This is a genomic window from Marinomonas lutimaris (assembly GCF_019426345.1).
In the GTDB taxonomy this organism is placed as follows: Bacteria; Pseudomonadota; Gammaproteobacteria; order Pseudomonadales; family Marinomonadaceae; genus Marinomonas; species Marinomonas lutimaris.
Map to the genome: position 1 here is coordinate 216,340 of NZ_JAHLLW010000003.1, position 18,334 is coordinate 234,673.

The following is an 18,334-nucleotide window of genomic DNA, read 5'->3' on the forward strand; positions in this document are numbered from 1 at the left end:
TTTTTGAATATCAGAAAAGAATTATCAATAAAAATACTGATTGAACTGATCAACAAATAAGCATATATTAAATAATGCTATTAAAATACTCTAAAGGTAGATAAACCATGGATCTTGAAATGAAAATAAATAAGCATATCAACTATTTAGATGACCAAAAGCAAAGCCCACTACTCTACGAAGCGGTTGGTTACAATTTATTACTTGTAAATTACAAAACATTAAATGTTATTACTAACTATGAGTTTTTAAATCAATTTATGCAGCAGAATGGACAGAAAGGACTTGTTATATTTGATGTCCCAAAAAATGCAGATTTTTCAGAATTAAAATCGTGGCCTAATTTGAAGGGTATATTCTTTGAGAGTGCTGAAGAAACACTTTTTGAACAAGGTTTTAAAGCAATTGAACAAGGTGAATTGTGGTTCCCAAGGCCAGTAACAGATTGCTGGACTCGGCAAATGCTCGAAGAAGAACAACATACAACATTACGAACGAATAATTTAACCCGAAAAGAAATAAAAGTATTAGAGCTGCTATATTCAGGACTAGAATGCACAGCCATTGCTGATAGTCTCTTTATAAGCGAAGCTACTGTCAGAGTTCACTTGCATAAAATATATCAAAAAATTGAAGTGAAAAATAAACAGCAAGCTAGGCTATGGTGTAAATTTAACTTTAATAAACTTAGTAGTTAAGAGGACTTATTTGAAATCTAAGAACATCAGTGTATTCTCCAGCCGCTTGATTTCTAAAATCATCCAGCCTGATCCTTAATTCCATTAAAAAATCATTTCTTCCATTATATGAAAACACTCGATTATAATCTTGTTTTAGGTTCACTAACCCACCATCTAGACTAAGAAAGTAACCAATAGTATATTTTGATTTATAAATACGATGTCTTAACTCTCCTCTATTTTCTGAAGAAATATATAACTTAACATCTGTGTTTGTTATTACTTTAAAAGTTGGCAGCATATTATATTCTTTATTTGGTATTAACTCCCCTAGATAGACATTACTACTACCTGTGTTATAACCAAGAATTGATAGACTTGCTCTAGCTGGTATATCCTCTTGAATTTCTAAATATTTCTCATCCAATAAAGTATCATTACCATCAAACAATTTTAAAACTAATTTATCTTGGTATTTCCCTGCTCTAACTATTGTACCGACTGGAATGAGTAAGTTGATATTAGTAGCAGAATCAATAAATGTAAATCGTGTATTAAACGGTAAGATCAATTTTTGACTATCATTTCTAATTTGATAACGAATAGATTGAAATTGCCCTTTCAGTTGAGATTGATTCTCTGTTGATAACAACATGTAAGCATTGCAGGCGTTATCATTAGTTAGATTTACACGAATTTCTTTTCTTGCCGGATTTTTTTGGGACGAATAATAACTTTCAAAATCATCATAGAGATGCCTTATTTCACCAATTTTTGCATCACATTGAGCAAAAACATATTGAGGTATTATCAATAAAAATACACAATTAACGACAAGTCTTACTTTATTAATGCACATGAATGGTTCCTTTTCTTTGTAACTGTTCATTTGCAATAACATCAATCAAAAATTTAGACTGTTTTTCATTATTTAATGTAATCTCATACTGGCATGGCATAAGACCAATTAAAGCAAATTTGCCTTTCTTGTTGGTGAAAAAGTCTTTTTCAGTTTTTTTACTATCAGTAGTACAGACAGCAGTTCCAACTTGTAAAGCGAAAGGCACATCTTGCTCATCAAGCAAAGTTGCAATAACAGAAATATTCGCTTCCGTACCTATTACGACTTGATGTCCACTTCGGTAAGATGGATAAAAAGAAATAACACCAGACCCAATATCGTATCCTGGAGCCAAGTCATCCACATCAACACTTACCGTTGAGCGGCTGTATGAATTAATATCATTTAGCAATATAGTGGAAAAATCTTCATTACTTGCTCGGTACTGATTGTTATATTTTCCTAAAGTAATCTTTTTACTTTCGAGGCTTGAGTGAGCTTTAACCAAAGCAAAGCTATCATATATAGGTTTACCTACCGCCCAATCGCCATTGGCAAAAGCAATACTAGAAGAAAAACTCAAACGGGTTTGATGGTCGGCTGATTGCGAATTAAGTTCCTCATAGGAACTAGAGTGATCAACACTGGCTAAAAAACGATTCGCATTATATTGCGTATACAAATCAAATTCGGCTTCATCTTGATCATTCTTTTCCGCTCCTACGCGATAATTGAATGAATCCACATAACGACGATTACTGTCTTGCGAGAATTCTAGACGTGTTTTTTTTCCGCCAGATTGTTGAGAAAGTCTTGCACTTTGAGTATTTGAGAATTTATATAATAAAGAGAGTTTTGCCCGCCACCCCTCTTTGCCACTATTTTCCTCCCATTGTCCGCCAAAACTATATCGCCATTGACCATTATCAAAATCGTGGGAAAAACTAGCACCTATCGTTTTATCCACACCTTCTTCTCCATATGTTGTAGAAGCATTAACAAATAAATAAGTTTGAAAGTTAGGGGTATTAAAATAACTATAGTTTGCTTGAAAAATATGTTCTCGGCGGTGAAAGTCGTTGTTTTGGTCAGGTCTATAACCTAATGACAAATAATCCTGACTAGCATGTTCATAACCCACACTAAAATTTCTATGCTCAATGCTTGGATCGGTAAAAGTGTTAAATACAATTCGATAAGCACTACCATTTAGCTCATCACTAATACTCCATGAATTTTCAAATGCAAACTGACCAACAGTTGTCGCTACAATATTTTTGAATCCAATTTGTTGTACGTATTCATCTGTTTGGGCATTAATTCCAGCGGTCCATGCAGTCGTGATTCCATAATCAAGATAGCCACTTATAAGAGGATTGTCATAGTTATATTTTTTTTCTTCGCTTACTACTGAAGGGACACCAAAAAAAAGTTCATATTTCAAATCACCTTCAGCAAATAAATTTAGTCCTGTGGTCACATCAAAATTAATGATACTAACCTTACCTACATTATCCTTAATTCTTAAAATAATATTGTTATTACCTTCTTTAATTGGAATATCATCTAGAAGGTATATTCCAGACTCTAAATTCAACCGTTGTATTACTTGATCATCTAAAATAACCTCAACTGATGATGGATTATCTAAAGTAAAACTTCTTGAAGCACTTGGACGAACAACATCATCTGAAACAAGAGAGTAATTATGAGACAAGGCGACACCTAAAATACTTGATGAGGATTGAAAATAACTACCTGTTGTATTTTTATCCCCTAGTGTTACTCTCAACCCACTGTCAGGAATATCATGAACTAAACGAGTGCCTAATCTTTTAAAAATTGGGCCATTTTCACTTTTTTCAGAATCATATTCAGCTTCATTTTCTAAAACCCATTTTTTGATATTCACAACCATTTCGGTACGAATGGCTGACTGTTCATTATTTCCAGTAGAAGAAAAACCATCTTGATAAAAATAGCTTGAATACACATTCATATAGCCACTAAAATCAGACTCATGTAACGGATCAAGCGGCCTTGCATTAGATTTAAGACTTAAAAATTGTGGTTTTATTAAGTTAGATGGAACAGAAATTTCTAGACTAAAATCGCTCAAATCAAAAACAAAGGCTAATCCATAGATTTCGAGCTCTTTTGTAGAAATTAATTGATTCTGAACATTTTTAGATATTACTAAGAGGTTTTCCGAGTACAAAAAGCGTTCGAAAATTGGTTCAACCTCATCCCAATACAGTAGTAGACTATCTGCAGGCGTGACTGTTAGTGTTAATCTTCCAATAGAGTTTTTATTCATCTCAGCCTCCACACTTAATTCAATATTACGTTTTGTTGGATTGATTTTTGAGTATGCAGGCAACGTAATAAGCACTAAAAAACACACAAAAATCAAATGTCGCATTTTATTTAAATAACTCTATATGCAATTTTTTCGAATTTGAATTATCAACAAAAAAACCAAGAGGGACCCTAATAAAAGCTGAGCTTAAAGGAGGAAAAAAAACATCGTAACCTTGTGATTTTAATTGATCTTTATAATAGATCTCTCTTTTCACTCCATTATAAAATATTGACATATCATAATCACTTAACCGAGAGGCTCCATCGCCATTATTAACGACTTTTGCTACTATAGAGTCCTGATCTAAAGTAATATTTTCAATACTCAGATTTGGAAGCATCTGTAATTGATCAATATGCACAATGAGATTAATATTGAGCAAAACAGTTAGCTTTGATTGCTTTTCTTCTGGTTCATTTTTTACCGATTGCTCGATCAAACTGACTTGATATGTTTTATCAGTTTTAGGAACAGCCTCGCCCAACCAACGAAATTGAATCCGCTGATTTTTACCTGATTTCAAATATAATAGCGGAGGAAAAACCCATAAAGGAGAATCGTCCAAAGGTATGAGACTCGGCTCAGATAGACCTAAAGGGTCAAATCTAACTTCATAAACTTGAATTTCAAATGCCACATCTCTAGAAAGATCGTTGTATATTGTGCTAGAAGGAATTTGTGATGTTTCAAATGGTGAAAATGTAATTACCATTGGAGCAACTTCTATAGCATAAATGGGTGATATCATGGATAAAGATATAAATAGAAAAACCTTTATAAAATTACACATTATAAGATCACTTCCAGATCACTTTTTTTCGCATTAAATTTCGAAGGAATTTTTATAAATACCTTACGACTAGAATTTGGTAACAAAAACTTCCCATCTAATGCTCGACTTAAATCTTGCCCCTCCAACTTATAAACTTGACCTTTATTTTTAACTATCCATTTCGCCTGAGAAAGACGAATAAATTTATTGCCTTTATTTTCTAAGAATACACTCCATGTTTCTTTATCTACTTGCTCTTTATTTTTTATTACTAAATTAGATTTGGCATTATTTGGGACAACATTAAGTAATGTTTTAAAGCTAAGCGCCATACCTATACCTGATCCATCTATTTCACCAAGGTCAACGGTAACTTGGTTGATCGCAATTCGATAAGACTTAGACTCTGATAAAACTGGCTCTCCTATGTACCTTATAATTACAGACTGAGTCTTTCCTGGTGGAATAATAGTTGTCAAAGGTATAATCAAGAAATCATCCTCATTTGGACGAAGTTCTTCTTTTCCATTTTTATTCACTAATAAATCTAGTGCAAATATCTCTACTGTTAAAGATTTATCTGAATTATTCAAAACACGTATAGTTTGCTGAGACTGACTTCCTGTAGGTTGTATTTCAGATACCATAGGCTGTACCTGAAAAGCGAATATAGGAAGAGAACTAAAAATAAAAAGAAAAAATATAATATATCGCATAATCTTTTTCCTAATTAAAAAAAGGCAGTAATATACTGCCTTTTTTTGTTTTTTCTTAGTTAGCTGTGATTGATAACATTAGTTGATCTGTATAGTTACCAGCGAAGGTTGGAGTCTGGGTAACAGTCATAAAAATGTTACCTGAGTTATAACCTGCCGCCAAAGCTGCTGAGCCATTTTTACTTTGTGATTCTTTCAAATCATTCACACCAGTAGTTGCATTCAAAGTGAAGTCATATGGACCTGCTTTAAACTGCGCAGTGTAACCAACACCAGTACCATCTTGGCCATCGACAGTTTGCATATGACCTTCAGACGATGTGAGAGTAACCGTTGCTCCATCGTAGTCATTGCATTTCAAACTAGTAATTGGAAGCTGAAACGTAGCACCTTGTGTTAGTTGAGAGAAATGCACTGACGTAGCAGAGGTAGCTACTTCACAAACTGAAGGGACTGAACCGCCCACATCAAGATTGCCTGCTAACACTGCGCCAGATGACAAAGTTGCAATTGCTGATAATACGATTAACTTTTTCATTGTAATATTCCTTCAATAATGTGGATTAGATTTAAAAATTAATGCCTACCAAACTCCACCAGAAACAGCAGATGGAGTCATTTCTATGCGAATTACATCCTGATAATCTCCCGCATAAGTTAATGGCTCAACCAGTTCAAGTTGTAACTTTGCCATGCTTTTAAATAAAATATCTCCAACGTTTATATACTGTGTCGTTTTAAGAAGATGAGAAGAATAAGTTTCACTTTTTCCCAAATTTCCAATAGACCAAGTAACGTTATAGCTATTTATTTGAGTACTATGCTGGTAACTTAAGCCACCGTTTTCGGACTGCATTGATACTCGCATAGGTGAATTACAATCAATCACCAATTCGGTACTAGCGTGACCTTTTGATGAGAGCGTTAAGTTATTATTGAATGCCGTAAATTCACACTTTGAAGGGATATAACCGACTAAAGTCAAGTTAATGTCACTGCTACAAAAAGCGTTAAATGTACAAGCAAATAATAAACACCAAACTCTTTTCCTCATCACGCTATTTCCTTTTGGTCATCCCGCTAACACAGAAAAGATCCTAAATAAAAAAAACCGTTTAGTGAGTTTCTATTTGCTTATAAAGTCGATATTTGATCGCTTAATTGTTTAATAGTCGAAAAAATAAATTCTAAACATTTATAAATAATTGCGCTGTAAATATAAACATAACGCCATAAATACGTTAAAACATCTTTTAAAAAGAGTAGGTTATGCTAGGTTTCTTTTTTCTATAAAAGCAAACATTCAGTAAACAATCTCTTACAAAAAAGACACAAACCATCTAAAAAATAATTAAACATTACTAAAAATCAACTTAATGTGAACAATATATAAAATATACCTACACTTAACTGACAAACCCAAAATCCTATAATTTGCCTATAAGCCCGACAAAAATTTGAAAATTAGCCTTTGCTTGGCTTCTTAATGAAGAAAGCGACTAGTTCATTGACATTTAGTTTTTCAGAAACACCGATTTGATTTTACTCAGCCCCCCTCTATCACCGATAATTCCGGCTAATGACTCACCCCAGCCGATGAAAGGTTTTGGTAGAGCAACTCGCATCTAAAGTGGAAACCCTATTCAATGGAAATCAAAGTTAATTTTCTCGACAATCTAAGACTTGAAGCCAAGTTTGACGATTTTACCGTTATCACCGATCAACCGATCCGCTACAAAGGCGATGGTTCTGCACCAAGTCCATTTGATTACTTTCTAGCGTCTTCAGCTTTGTGTGCGGCGTATTTTGTGAAGGTCTACTGCAAGGCTCGTGATATCTCAACGGACAACATCCGTTTGTCGCAGAACAACATTGTCGATCCAGAAGATCGCTACAACCAGATTTTCCAAATTCAAGTCGAATTACCAGACGACATTTCGGACAAAGATCGCGAAGGCATCTTGCGTTCTATTGATCGTTGCACCGTAAAGAAAGTGGTACAAACTGGCCCAGAATTCAAAATTGAAACCGTTGAAAACCTAGACGCAGACGCTAACGCCATGTTGATGGGCCAACCTGATGGCGCGACGAGCACAGTGATTCTTGGTAAAGACTTACCACTAGAGCAAACCATTGCCAACATGACAGCCATGCTAGCGGATCTTGGCATGAAGATTGAGATTTCCTCATGGCGCAACATAGTGCCTAACGTTTGGTCTTTGCATATTCGTGACGCGGCGTCGCCTATGTGTTTTACCAACGGCAAAGGTGCATCCAAGGAAAGCGCACTGTGTTCTGCTCTTGGTGAGTTTATCGAGCGCTTAAACAACAACTTTTTTTACAATGACCAATTCTTTGGTACTGAAATCTCCAACAGCGAGTTCGTGCATTACCCCAATGAAAAATGGTTTGCATTAACCGAGGACGATTCCTTACCAGAAGGCATCTTGGATGATTACTGCCTAGAGATTTATAACCCAGACAATGAGTTGTTTGGCTCGCACTTGATCGACACCAACTCAGGTAATAAAGCCCGCGGCATTTGTACGATTCCTTATACACGCAAATCCGATGGCGAAACGGTTTACTTCCCGTCAAACCTCATCGAAAACTTGTTCCTAAGCAACGGCATGAGCGCAGGCAATAATCAACAAGAAGCACAAGTGCAATGTTTGTCGGAAATTCTAGAACGCGCCGTTAAACGCCAAATAATCGAAGACGAAATTGTCTTGCCAGATGTGCCAATGGAAGTGTTGGAGAAATACCCAAGCATCCTTGCTGGCATCAAGGTATTAGAAGAACAAGGTTTTCCTATCGTAGTGAAAGACGCCTCTCTTGGCGGTCAATTCCCAGTGATGAACGTCACTCTAATGAATCCGAAAACTGGCGGTGTGTTTGCTTCTTTTGGTGCGCATCCAAGTCTTGAAGTGGCGTTAGAACGTAGCTTAACCGAGCTGATGCAAGGTCGTAGCTTCGAAGGTTTGAACGATGTACCAAAACCTACGTTTAATAGCATGGCGGTCACAGAGCCGGAAAACTTCGTTGAACATTTTATTGACTCAACCGGTGTCATTTCTTGGCGCTTCTTCAGCGATAAGCACGATTATGATTTCTGCGAGTGGGATTTTTCTGGCACCAATGAAGAAGAAGCCAACGCTATGTTCGGCATCTTGGAAGAGTTAGGCAAAGAAGTGTATGTGGCTGAATTAACTGATTTAGGTGCATCGGCTTGTCGTATTTTGGTACCAGATTATTCCGAAGTGTATCCAGTGGAAGACTTGGTGTGGGACAACACAAACAAGGCTTTGGATTATCGTGAAGATATCTTGAACCTACATTCTTTGAGCGATAAGCAACTAACCAACCTAGTAAATCGTTTAGAAGACAGCCAGCTCGATAACTACACAGATATTCCTACTTTGATTGGTATCGTATTTGATGAAAATACCGTCTGGGGTCAGCTGACCATCATGGAACTGAAAATCCTAATCTATTTGGCCCTTGGTGCTCACGAAGAGGCGTTAGAACTAGTCGGTGAATTCCTACAGTTCAACGACAACACAGCCAAACGCGGTCTATTCTATCAAGCCATGAACTGTGTACTAGAAGTAACGCTAGACGAAGAATTAGAGCTTGACGACTTTATCCATAACTTCAGCCGTATGTTTGGCAAAGACGTTATTGAAAACGTTGTCGGTTCTGTCTCAGGCGATGTACGTTTTTATGGTCTCACTAAAACCAGTATGCAGCTTGAAGGCATCGAACCGCATTTACGCCTCATTGAAAGCTACAAAAAACTGCATCAAGCACGTAAAGCCAACGCAGCTAAATAATCGGGTCACCTAATAAGTTAAATGGATTTAACTTAAGCGATTAAAAGCGAACCTTCGGGTTCGCTTTTTTATTTGTATTATGTAATGAAAATAGTATTTACTGGTTTTCCACCAAAGGAGACGATTCTGATATAATTTTAATTCTAACTATTTAGCTTAAAATGCTTTAATGGCAAACTGCCGTTCTTCAATATCGTTTATTTATATGAGTGACAACTAAATGTTTAATAATATCGTTCGCCAATCCACCTTTGTATCAATTGGCCTTGTATTACTAACATTAAGTGGCTGCGAATCCATTCCGTTATCTTTTGACTCAGCAGATTCGGTAAAGCAGTTATCAAAACAGATAAAAGAAGCCGATAGTATCGAAGATGTAAAAGCCATCGCCAAACAAGCGAAAGTTACTAGAAACCAAGTAAGGGCAGATATTAAAGCGATTAAAGCCTTATATGCAGAGCTTGATCAAAAAGTGAATAAAAAATGGGGCAAAAATAATAGCGAACTGCCCGAGAAGAAAAAGTATGTAAAATACACTAACGACTACCAAGCAAGAACCATTGTCGATTTTGACAAAGGCACGGTACGCGTCGAAACACTCACCACCAGCTCGCCACTTGATACCCTAAAACAAGCGGTTACAACCACACTGCTCACCACAGCAGATCCAACCAAAACCGATATTTTCTCTAGCGACGCACCAGATACCGAAGGCGTACCTTTTTTGTATCCGCAAGTCATGGATCACGATGGCAAACTAGTACAATATCGTTGGCGAGCAGAACGTTACGCTAATTATCTTGTCTCAAATAAACTGAAAAAATCCAGTTCTAACGGCAGCACAGTTTACGCGGTTGAATTCAACCTTGTTGCCCAGCACGAACACCTACGCCAAGAAAAATACAGCCAATATGTGATCGCCGCCGCTCAACGCTACAACTTATCACCAGCACTCATCTACGGCATAATTGAAACCGAAAGCTCTTTTAACCCTTACGCCGTTAGCCCAGCGAACGCTTATGGTTTGATGCAAGTGGTACCAGCCACTGCTGGTCGAGATGTTTATAACCTAGTAAAAAAGAAATCAGGCGAACCAAGCAAAGAAGTGCTTTTCTCTCCAAAAAATAACATCGATATCGGCAGCGCTTACTTACATATTTTACAGACGCGCTATTTAGTGAAAGTTACCAATAAACTAAGCCAAGAATACTCAATGATTTCCGCTTACAACGGTGGTACTGGTAATGTATTAAAAACATTTGATACTGACCGAACGCGCGCAATGAACAAAATAAACCAAACATCCACCAGCAATGTGTATAAGAAACTTAGATACAACCACCCTAGAACCGAATCTCGTAATTACTTAGAGAAAGTCACCAAAGCTAAGAAAAACTATGAGTAATAGTCGTCGAACTCTTCTATGGTCAAAGCAAAATGACAACCTTCCTCGAAACTATCGCCTACCTCGTCGAGGTGTCATTTTGCTTCGAAATAAAAAGTATTGGAGAATAAATATTTAAATACTGCTAGCCAAGGAGGTGTAGCACTAGAAAAGAAGCGGACTTACTGTCGCAGTAAGTAAACAAGCAATGGACATCATCAAACAACATTCTAAAAATAAATGGAGAGATGAGTATGCGAATCAGACATTCAATTCAACAGTGGCTAATCAGCGGACTAGCTATTATTTTTACTGTAACGGCTTATTCCAATCCTATAGTGGCTTTATCGGACACAGCTAAGATAGAAGGCAATAATAGCCAAGGCGTCGATTATTTTTTAGGCATCCCTTATGCAAAAGCTCCGATTGGCTCGTTGCGCTGGCAATCGCCTCAACCAGCAGATCCTATACAAAGCACTTTGCAAGCCACACAAAAAGGCGCGATTTGCCCCCAATGGCAAAAGGGTAAATTTCAAGGCCAAGAAGATTGCCTAAACCTAGACATTTATCGACCAGACCATAATAAAAATAACCTACCCGTTCTGATTTACATTCATGGCGGCAATAACCAAACTGGCGAAGCTCACGAGTTTGACCCTAGAGCACTAGCCAAATCATTAGATGCCATCATAGTACAAGTGAACTATCGCCTCGGTGTATTAGGGTTTAATCCACTCAAAGCCATCAAAACCAAAGACCCAATTCAGGCTTCAGGTAATTTTGGACTGCTAGATCAACACGCCGCACTGCTATGGATACAAAAGAACATCAAATATTTCGGAGGTCGCGCCGATCAAATCACGGTAGCTGGCTTTTCCGCCGGCGGGCGAGATGTCATGGCAATGTTAATCTCCCCCCTATTTAAAGATCAATTCAAGCAAGCGATTGTCTTCAGCGGCGGAATGACAACAGCCCCAGTCGCCCCAAGCCAAGAGGTGTTTCGTCAAGCATTTGCTCCTCTTATTGTGGAGGACAAGGTTCAACCGAATCTGATGGCGGCGAAGAAATGGCTAGCAAAAGGTGGTGACGATGTTCTGAGCTACCTGCAAAAGCAATCCGCAGAACGTCTTGCACCCTTGATGAAAAATGCAGGCATTCGCATGAGCCATTTCCCGCACCTTTATCAAGACGGCACAGTGATTCCTAAGAACGGTTTTGCCACGTCAAACTACAACAGCGTGCCAGTTATTATGCTCTCAGGACAGACTGAGTTCTCTTTCTTTGCGTTAAGTGACCCCTACTTTGTGAAAGCATGGCATTCAGGAACATTAAGCAAGGATCCAATACTACTGAACCAATACCAATTTACCTCAGACTACGGCAGTAAGTTTTACAGCCTATTTAATGTTCAAAAATCAGCAGAACAGATGTTTGAACATTATCAGTCACCTATTTATGGCGCTGAAATTGCTTTCGGAACCAATCCTTTTGTCGCACAAAACCCACAAATGGAATTGATCGGATCATTCCATGGTGTCTTTATGCCACTCCTAGATCAAAATTGGCAACAAGCACTTTTAGGGGAGACATTTCAGAAAGCTGGAACGCGGGATCTAGCCAAACACTTTCAAGCTTATTTAAAACGTTTTATTCGTACAGGTAACCCAAATGATCCAGACCTAGTCAACTGGTTAACCTGGTCGCCTGAACATGAACAACAAGGTCAATCATTACTTATCCTAAATGCCAACAAGTACAAAGCCCTCATACAAATGTCATCAAAGTCATACGATGAATCAAACCTTCTTGAAGCGATAAAGAATGACCATCGACTACCAGAGCAAGCCAAAACACAAATGATTAAACATGTGTTAAATGGACGCTGGTTTAGCGATGCCCTAGACCAAGAATTTAATAACCCTTCTTTATGGCCTAAGCAATAAAAAACTTGGCCGAATCACTCTCATGATTCGGCCAAGTTTCTCGTCTTAGAAAGTATAACTTAACGCCCTGTTTTCACTTCTGTCCACAAGCGCGTCATTAAGCGGTCTATTTTAGGGCCGCGTAACTTCTGAGTATAAAGACGCTTTCTCACCTCTGCTGATGGATAAATACCCGGATTATTCGATATTTCTTGGTCTTGCAGCGCTGTTGCTTCCATATTGGGATTAGCGTAAGCAACATAATTAGTAATGTCCGCAATCACTTCAGGCTCCATCAAATAATTCATAAATGTCAGAGCTGAATCAACATTCTTCGCGCCTTTAGGAATAACTAACATATCAAACCAAATCTGCGTACCTTCTTTTGGAATGCTGTAAGCAATCTCAACGCCATTACCCGCTTCTTCGGCACGATCTTTAGCTTGTAAAATATCACCTGACCAGCCAATCGCCACACAAACATCACCATTCGCTAATCCACTCACATAGGCAGAGGAATGAAACTGGCGAACATAAGGACGGACAGAGTCCAATAGTTTTACGCCAGCACTATCTAACGCATAATCTTTTGTATCACGGCTATTTGGATCTTTACCAAGATAATTCAACACCAGTGGATAAAGCTCATCAGCCGAGTCCAAAAACATCACACCGCATTGCTGTAATTTCTTCATATTCTCAGGCTTAAAAACCAAGTCCCAGCTATCAACTGGCGCATCGATGCCTAGCACTTCTTCTACTTTTGCCTTGTTATAGCCAATCCCAGTTGTGCCCCATAAATAAGGCACACCATATTCGTTACCTGGATCGGCATTTTGCAAATAAGCTAGCAACTCAGGATCAATATTTTTCAAATTAGGAAGTTTGGATTTATCTAACTTCTGAAAGACACCAGCTTGAATCTGACGCCCCATAAAGTTCGCGGTCGGAACCACCACATCATACCCAGAGTTCCCGGATAACAATTTCGCCTCTAGCACTTCATTACTATCAAAAACATCAGCCTTAACTTTAATACCAGTTTTCGCTTCAAAGTTATCTATCGTTTGCTCACCAATATAATCAGACCAGTTATAGAATTTCACTTCTTCCTCAGCAAAACCTGCAACAGGCGTCGCAACAGCAGCCATTAATGCCAACTGAGGCATAGTACATCTCAATAAATGGAATAAAGCGCTTTTCATATCTTTGTGCCTCACTTAATGGTCGTTGATATATTGCGTTGAAGTTTAGACCTAGCTACTAAAAACTTAAAGATAGATCAAGAAACAATACTACAAGCAAAAATTCAGCCAAGGTTTTCAACTGAGTTTTTAATAATATTGAAAACGAGTAGGTTAGATTGATAGGAACCAATTAAGCATATAAGCCACTCTATAGAGTGATACTTAAATTGGACTTAAATATGACTAATAACTTATCTAAAAAACTCCAGCACTGGTTACAACATTACCATAGAGACTTAACACTTAATGCTGATGGTACTTGCTACCTAACCGTGAACTCGCAGCTTCAAATACTGCTTATGTCTTCCTTTAACGCAAACACAGTGCATCTTTATTGCCCGTTAATGGTCCTCGACAGTCCTTCCTGTCACCAATTGGCATTGAGCGCATTGACTCTTAATCTCTACAAAGATCCCTCAATACAAGGCGTACTGGGATACGATAATACATCAGAACAACTTGTATACACCTTTGTTTTAGATGAACGACATTACAATAACAATATGCACGAAATGCAATTCCGTAGCGCCCTGAATGATTTTATCCATAATTGCCAAACTCTACTTGAAAGCTTTGAAAAAACACGGCATGGGAATCGCTTATTACCCTATAACGCTATTCCAACCACTCACTCAACCCACTCACTCATGTCGGAGTAAACACCATCATGACAAACAGCATCGCTGCACAAAATCATATTGCTATTGATATACCAAGGGATCATATTGCCATTGATATACCGAGGGATCATATTGCCATTGATATTCCCCCCTCTCCACAATCTGTCACTCCTGCTCGCACCTTTCCGGCCCAACTGCCTAATGCATCTCAAGACACACTAACGAAAGTAGGTGCCAGCGATGCGCATGCTACAAACTTTAATACAATCACTCCTGCAGAATTGCAGCTGCAAAAATCTCAGTTAAATAAGGTCACCGAACAAAGGAGCCCTTTAGTAAACAATCTAAGCATCATTCGCGACGGGGAATATACCAATCATAAAAATGGCGCAGAGTTTACCGATTTTGCTATCGGCGTCAGACAACACCTAACCGAGCTGGCAGAAGTGCCAGCAGGACAAAGGTTATTAAAAACATTAGACTACACTCTGAATGGTACCCCTTCTAAACACCATGTCAGTATACAAGATTCAGGTCGACAGCCCGGCATTAGAGAGTGGGCCACTTTTGATAATATAACCGCTGCCGAATTACAAATATCGAAAGAAGGAAAAGCCCAACCTGGTAAAGGTTCAGGGAGTACAATTAGTCACCATACTGATTTCGCTCAACATCTACTACAGGAGAATATGGGGACCAGAATGCCAAGCCAAAGTGACGCCATAGTACTAGGTCATGAGCTGATCCACGCAGCTCGTGCCGCTCAAGGGCTAACCGCTTCAGGAGTGGCAAAGTCAGGCATCGATAAGGAAGAAGTAGCCACCGTAGGAAAACCCGATGGTTCCGAGCCAGAGTGGCCTATAACAACTGAGAATACACTACGCCATGAAATGAATGAACGTATCTTCCGCCATGCCAACTCAGTGAACTCTATGCCCATACGAACGTCATATGGTGATAAACAGATAGATTAATGATATTTACTAAGAGGTTCAAAGGGATTGAGGGGACAGAATAATTGATTTTTCATTCTTACTCACATAAATGACAGTCTTTTGCAGAAAGACCATAGGTTAAATAAATACACTTTAATTATCCGCAGCACAAAACCCTCTTGCCAAAGCACAGGTCGCTTTGGTGTTTTTGATTTTATTCAAGATAAGTTCAGGTTCGTCGCCGGTTGCTTGTTGAGACGCCGCCAGCAGTGCGGCGGATTCGGCAACGCCATAAACACCGACGGTTTTGAAGATGTAGTCAGATTTGGTACTTAGAAGAGGTTCCATTGGGGCGAGTTGTTGGGCGCTGTAGGTGTTGAAGTCCCAGTGGTATTTAGCTGCGAGGGCGATAAGGTTGACCTCATCGGCTTTGATGTCGATGCTGTTTAAGGAGTGGATGTCGCTTGGCGTTAAGCCTTTTTGGTTAAGGGCATCCAGCATCAGACTTTCAAGGAATTCCAATGGGCAGTTGCGTTCGCAGCCCATTCCCAAGGTATAAACAGGATTAAGGTAAGGTTTGGCTGTGGTCATAACCAGTTGCGCATCAAGGGATTTGGCCACTTGCGCGCCCCATTCATTCGCACCACCTTCATGGCCAGACAATAAAGGAATGACAAATTTCCCTTCTTCATCCAATACCAAAACCGGTGGATCTTGGTATTTGTCTTGAATCACAGGAGCAAGAGTCCGCATCACGATCCCAGTAGCACAAATGAATACCAACCAATCGCCGTTTTGAAAGGCCGTCTGTACGAACTCTGCAAAAGGTTTTGGTTTGTAGTCGACCACGGCCTCGGGCCAATGATTCTGCAGACCTTGAGACAAAAGTTTGTTGGCCAATCGCTCCCCCGCAGCGGTTAACGCAATAAAACGAATCACCGAGTACCTCGCTCACTTTTGGTCACCACAAACAAGGAAAAATACGGCCCAGCTTTGTCTTCCAAGGTCGACACATCCCGCACGATGCGTTCGTTCTCACGACCTATGTATTCAAGGTATTTCGCGTCTTGCATACGATTGGTTTTACGCAGCGCCATGAGAATGCGCGGACGCGCGCGCCCAGCCTTCATGATAACCACACTGTCGTGCTGTTCTAACGCCGTATCAATTTGCTGTGCCGTATGACGACCGCTAACCACAGCGAAGGACTCTTTCAACACGGTTAACGGATGATTCAAGGCAGACGATGCGGCATTAATTGACGACACACCAGGGACAACTTGGCATTGGAAATCGCCTTCTAGACGCTCCAATAAATAAGCGAAAGAACCAAAAAACAACGGGTCACCTTCGCACAAGAAAACCACGTCTTTGCCTTGTGATAATTCGTCAGCAATGGCTTTTGCGCCATTGTCGTAAGCTTCATTTGCCAATGAACGATCTGTGGACATCGGCATGACAATGGCAATTTCATTTTGCGCATGGGTCACACCAGCGAACGCTTCACTGGCGATGGTTTTCGCTTGGGAACCACCTTCGTCGTTGGCAAGGTAACTCACCACGCTGGCGCGCTGAATCAAACGTAAGGCTTTTAAGGTGATCAATTCTGGATCCCCTGGCCCAACGCCAACACCAATGAATCGGCCTGTTTTTTGTGAGGTTTCCGAGGCACTCATCGTGCGTTTTCCTTATGATTTGTATTGATAGCCGATGTTGAGGCCGTATATTTTCTAAAATGATAAAGCGTCACAGGCAAACTAGGACGAAATAATCGCTGTCCTGCCAATCGCTCGCCTTTGGCAATCGACACTTGCAAGCTTTGTTCGTCTGCGTCTTGCGCTTCATCTCGCTGTTGGGCAAATTGCATGACCTGATATTTTGTCTCTTCAGTAACAGCACTCACCATCAAACTACCACCAGCCGGTAAGAGATCCCAGACCTGTGCCATCAAGATGCTTAACTCGCCATCACTGCCACCAATAAAGACTTTGTTGGGTTTGCCATTATATTTCTTGCTGTCGGCAAGCAAATCCACCAGCACTTCTGGTGCTCGCCCTGCCACAATAGATAAATTCTGCATGACGCCAAAACCTTCTTGGTTGGCGGTTAAACAGGCTAATCTATCTGGATGATGTTCAATGGCAATAATCTGGCTGCGTGGATGCCAATAGGCCATTTCCACACTCACACCACCACAGCCAGCGCCAATATCCCAAACCGTGTCACCTTGCTGAATGTCCATGTAAGACAAAATCGCCAAACGCACTTCTCGCTTGGTAATCATGCCTTTGCCATCTCCCTTGTCCGTAACAAAAGCCGTATCCGGGATACCAACTGAGCTAGGATAAAAAGAGGCTTGCTGGCTGGTTTTCAGCACAACCACATTAAGCGGATCCCAATCTATTTCTGTATCTAATAAAGACTTGGCAACAAAATTACGGACTTTTTCTTGTTCATAACCCAAGGCCTCACACACTGTGATCTCACTTTGATCAAGGCCAGCTTGCACGCATTCTTGCGCAATGTGTTGGGGTTGACTATATTGATCCGTCAGCAAAACTAAGGTCTTATTCGACTGCAAATAACGACGTAACGAAGCCAATGGACGACCGTGCAAACTCACCGCTTGCACCTCTTGCAGGGACAAACCAAGACGATGACAGGCCGCTTGAATACTGGAAACATTCGGATAAAAGCGTAGATTTTCAAGCGAAAAAGTACGCATCAACCAAGCGCCAATGCCGTAATACAGCGGATCGCCAGAAGCTAACACCACCACCAGCTTCGCCCCTTCGGATTGCCAATTGGCAAAGGCCTCTTTCAACATGCTGAGTTTGGGCAGATCTTCACGACGAGCCAGATGGGCATAGTGTGTGATGGTGTCATGCTGACGCGGAGCACCTAAGACCACATCATGCGCCGACAAGCTCGCCAAAACCGCCTGCGCCGCCTCCTCCAAATATGCCACTTGATTAACGCCCAAACCGATTACATGGATTGGCATTTGTGTGTGTTTCATAAA

The 18,334-nt window shown here is 39.8% G+C and carries 16 protein-coding genes; 6 read left to right on the forward strand and 10 right to left on the reverse strand.

What is annotated here, in order from left to right; translation table 11 throughout:
• Positions 1–107 precede the first annotated feature (107 nt).
• Positions 108–698, forward strand: coding sequence for a LuxR C-terminal-related transcriptional regulator (locus KPL72_RS06065; RefSeq protein WP_219702181.1), 591 nt, complete (start codon positions 108–110; stop codon positions 696–698).
• Here KPL72_RS06065 and KPL72_RS06070 read toward each other — a convergent pair.
• The 6 genes from KPL72_RS06070 to KPL72_RS06095 form a co-directional block, all read right to left on the reverse strand.
• On the reverse strand, positions 688–1,539 hold the full coding sequence (locus KPL72_RS06070; protein ID WP_219702182.1) for a hypothetical protein: 852 nt from the start codon (positions 1,537–1,539) through the stop codon (positions 688–690). The genes KPL72_RS06065 and KPL72_RS06070 overlap by 11 nt on opposite strands.
• A complete protein-coding gene (locus KPL72_RS06075) occupies positions 1,529–3,838 on the reverse strand; it encodes a fimbria/pilus outer membrane usher protein (protein WP_249422115.1) in 2,310 nt (769 codons plus the stop codon). The genes KPL72_RS06070 and KPL72_RS06075 overlap by 11 nt, the downstream gene beginning before the upstream one ends.
• Before the next feature lie 106 nt (positions 3,839–3,944).
• The gene (locus tag KPL72_RS06080; RefSeq protein WP_249422116.1) at positions 3,945–4,595 is read right to left on the reverse strand and encodes a fimbrial biogenesis chaperone; all 651 of its coding nucleotides are present in this window, start codon (positions 4,593–4,595) and stop codon (positions 3,945–3,947) included.
• A gap of 77 nt (positions 4,596–4,672) precedes the next feature.
• A complete protein-coding gene (locus KPL72_RS06085; RefSeq protein ID WP_219702185.1) occupies positions 4,673–5,371 on the reverse strand; it encodes a fimbrial biogenesis chaperone in 699 nt (232 codons plus the stop codon).
• Between the two features lie 55 nt (positions 5,372–5,426).
• On the reverse strand, positions 5,427–5,909 hold the full coding sequence (locus tag KPL72_RS06090; protein ID WP_012071012.1) for a hypothetical protein: 483 nt from the start codon (positions 5,907–5,909) through the stop codon (positions 5,427–5,429).
• A gap of 45 nt (positions 5,910–5,954) precedes the next feature.
• Entirely contained in the window at positions 5,955–6,425 is a 471-nt protein-coding gene (locus KPL72_RS06095) for a hypothetical protein (RefSeq protein WP_219702186.1), read from the reverse strand.
• A 592-nt stretch (positions 6,426–7,017) separates the two neighbouring features.
• Between KPL72_RS06095 and KPL72_RS06100 the strand changes: the two genes are divergently transcribed.
• The 3 genes from KPL72_RS06100 (at position 7,018) to KPL72_RS06110 (ending at position 12,531) form a co-directional block, all read left to right on the forward strand.
• The gene (locus KPL72_RS06100; protein WP_219702187.1) at positions 7,018–9,204 is read left to right on the forward strand and encodes an OsmC domain/YcaO domain-containing protein; all 2,187 of its coding nucleotides are present in this window, start codon (positions 7,018–7,020) and stop codon (positions 9,202–9,204) included.
• A gap of 220 nt (positions 9,205–9,424) precedes the next feature.
• Positions 9,425–10,609, forward strand: a complete 1,185-nt coding sequence (locus KPL72_RS06105; RefSeq protein ID WP_219702188.1) for a murein transglycosylase domain-containing protein — start codon at positions 9,425–9,427, stop codon at positions 10,607–10,609.
• A gap of 233 nt (positions 10,610–10,842) precedes the next feature.
• Entirely contained in the window at positions 10,843–12,531 is a 1,689-nt protein-coding gene (locus KPL72_RS06110) for a carboxylesterase family protein (protein WP_219702189.1), read from the forward strand.
• A gap of 59 nt (positions 12,532–12,590) precedes the next feature.
• On the opposite strand, the gene KPL72_RS06115 is transcribed toward KPL72_RS06110, so the two are convergent.
• Entirely contained in the window at positions 12,591–13,715 is a 1,125-nt protein-coding gene (locus KPL72_RS06115) for an extracellular solute-binding protein (RefSeq protein ID WP_249422117.1), read from the reverse strand.
• Between the two features lie 221 nt (positions 13,716–13,936).
• On the opposite strand from KPL72_RS06115, the gene KPL72_RS06120 reads away from it, so the two are divergent.
• Entirely contained in the window at positions 13,937–14,416 is a 480-nt protein-coding gene (locus tag KPL72_RS06120) for a CesT family type III secretion system chaperone (RefSeq protein ID WP_212916102.1), read from the forward strand.
• An 8-nt stretch (positions 14,417–14,424) separates the two neighbouring features.
• Positions 14,425–15,351 carry a M91 family zinc metallopeptidase gene (locus KPL72_RS06125; RefSeq protein ID WP_219702190.1) on the forward strand — a complete coding sequence of 309 codons (927 nt, stop codon included), beginning with the start codon at positions 14,425–14,427 and terminating at the stop codon, positions 15,349–15,351.
• A gap of 114 nt (positions 15,352–15,465) precedes the next feature.
• On the opposite strand, the gene KPL72_RS06130 is transcribed toward KPL72_RS06125, so the two are convergent.
• The 3 genes from KPL72_RS06130 to cbiE are packed head-to-tail and all read right to left on the reverse strand — an operon-like array spanning position 15,466 to position 18,331.
• Positions 15,466–16,251: a cobalamin biosynthesis protein gene (locus KPL72_RS06130; protein WP_219702191.1), complete on the reverse strand. Its 786-nt coding sequence runs from the start codon at positions 16,249–16,251 to the stop codon at positions 15,466–15,468.
• A complete protein-coding gene (gene cobI, locus KPL72_RS06135; protein ID WP_212916105.1) occupies positions 16,248–16,988 on the reverse strand; it encodes a precorrin-2 C(20)-methyltransferase in 741 nt (246 codons plus the stop codon). The genes KPL72_RS06130 and cobI overlap by 4 nt, the downstream gene beginning before the upstream one ends.
• On the reverse strand, positions 16,985–18,331 hold the full coding sequence (cbiE, locus tag KPL72_RS06140; RefSeq protein ID WP_249422118.1) for a precorrin-6y C5,15-methyltransferase (decarboxylating) subunit CbiE: 1,347 nt from the start codon (positions 18,329–18,331) through the stop codon (positions 16,985–16,987). Before cbiE ends, cobI begins: the two co-directional genes overlap by 4 nt.
• Between the last annotated feature and the right edge of the window lie 3 nt (positions 18,332–18,334).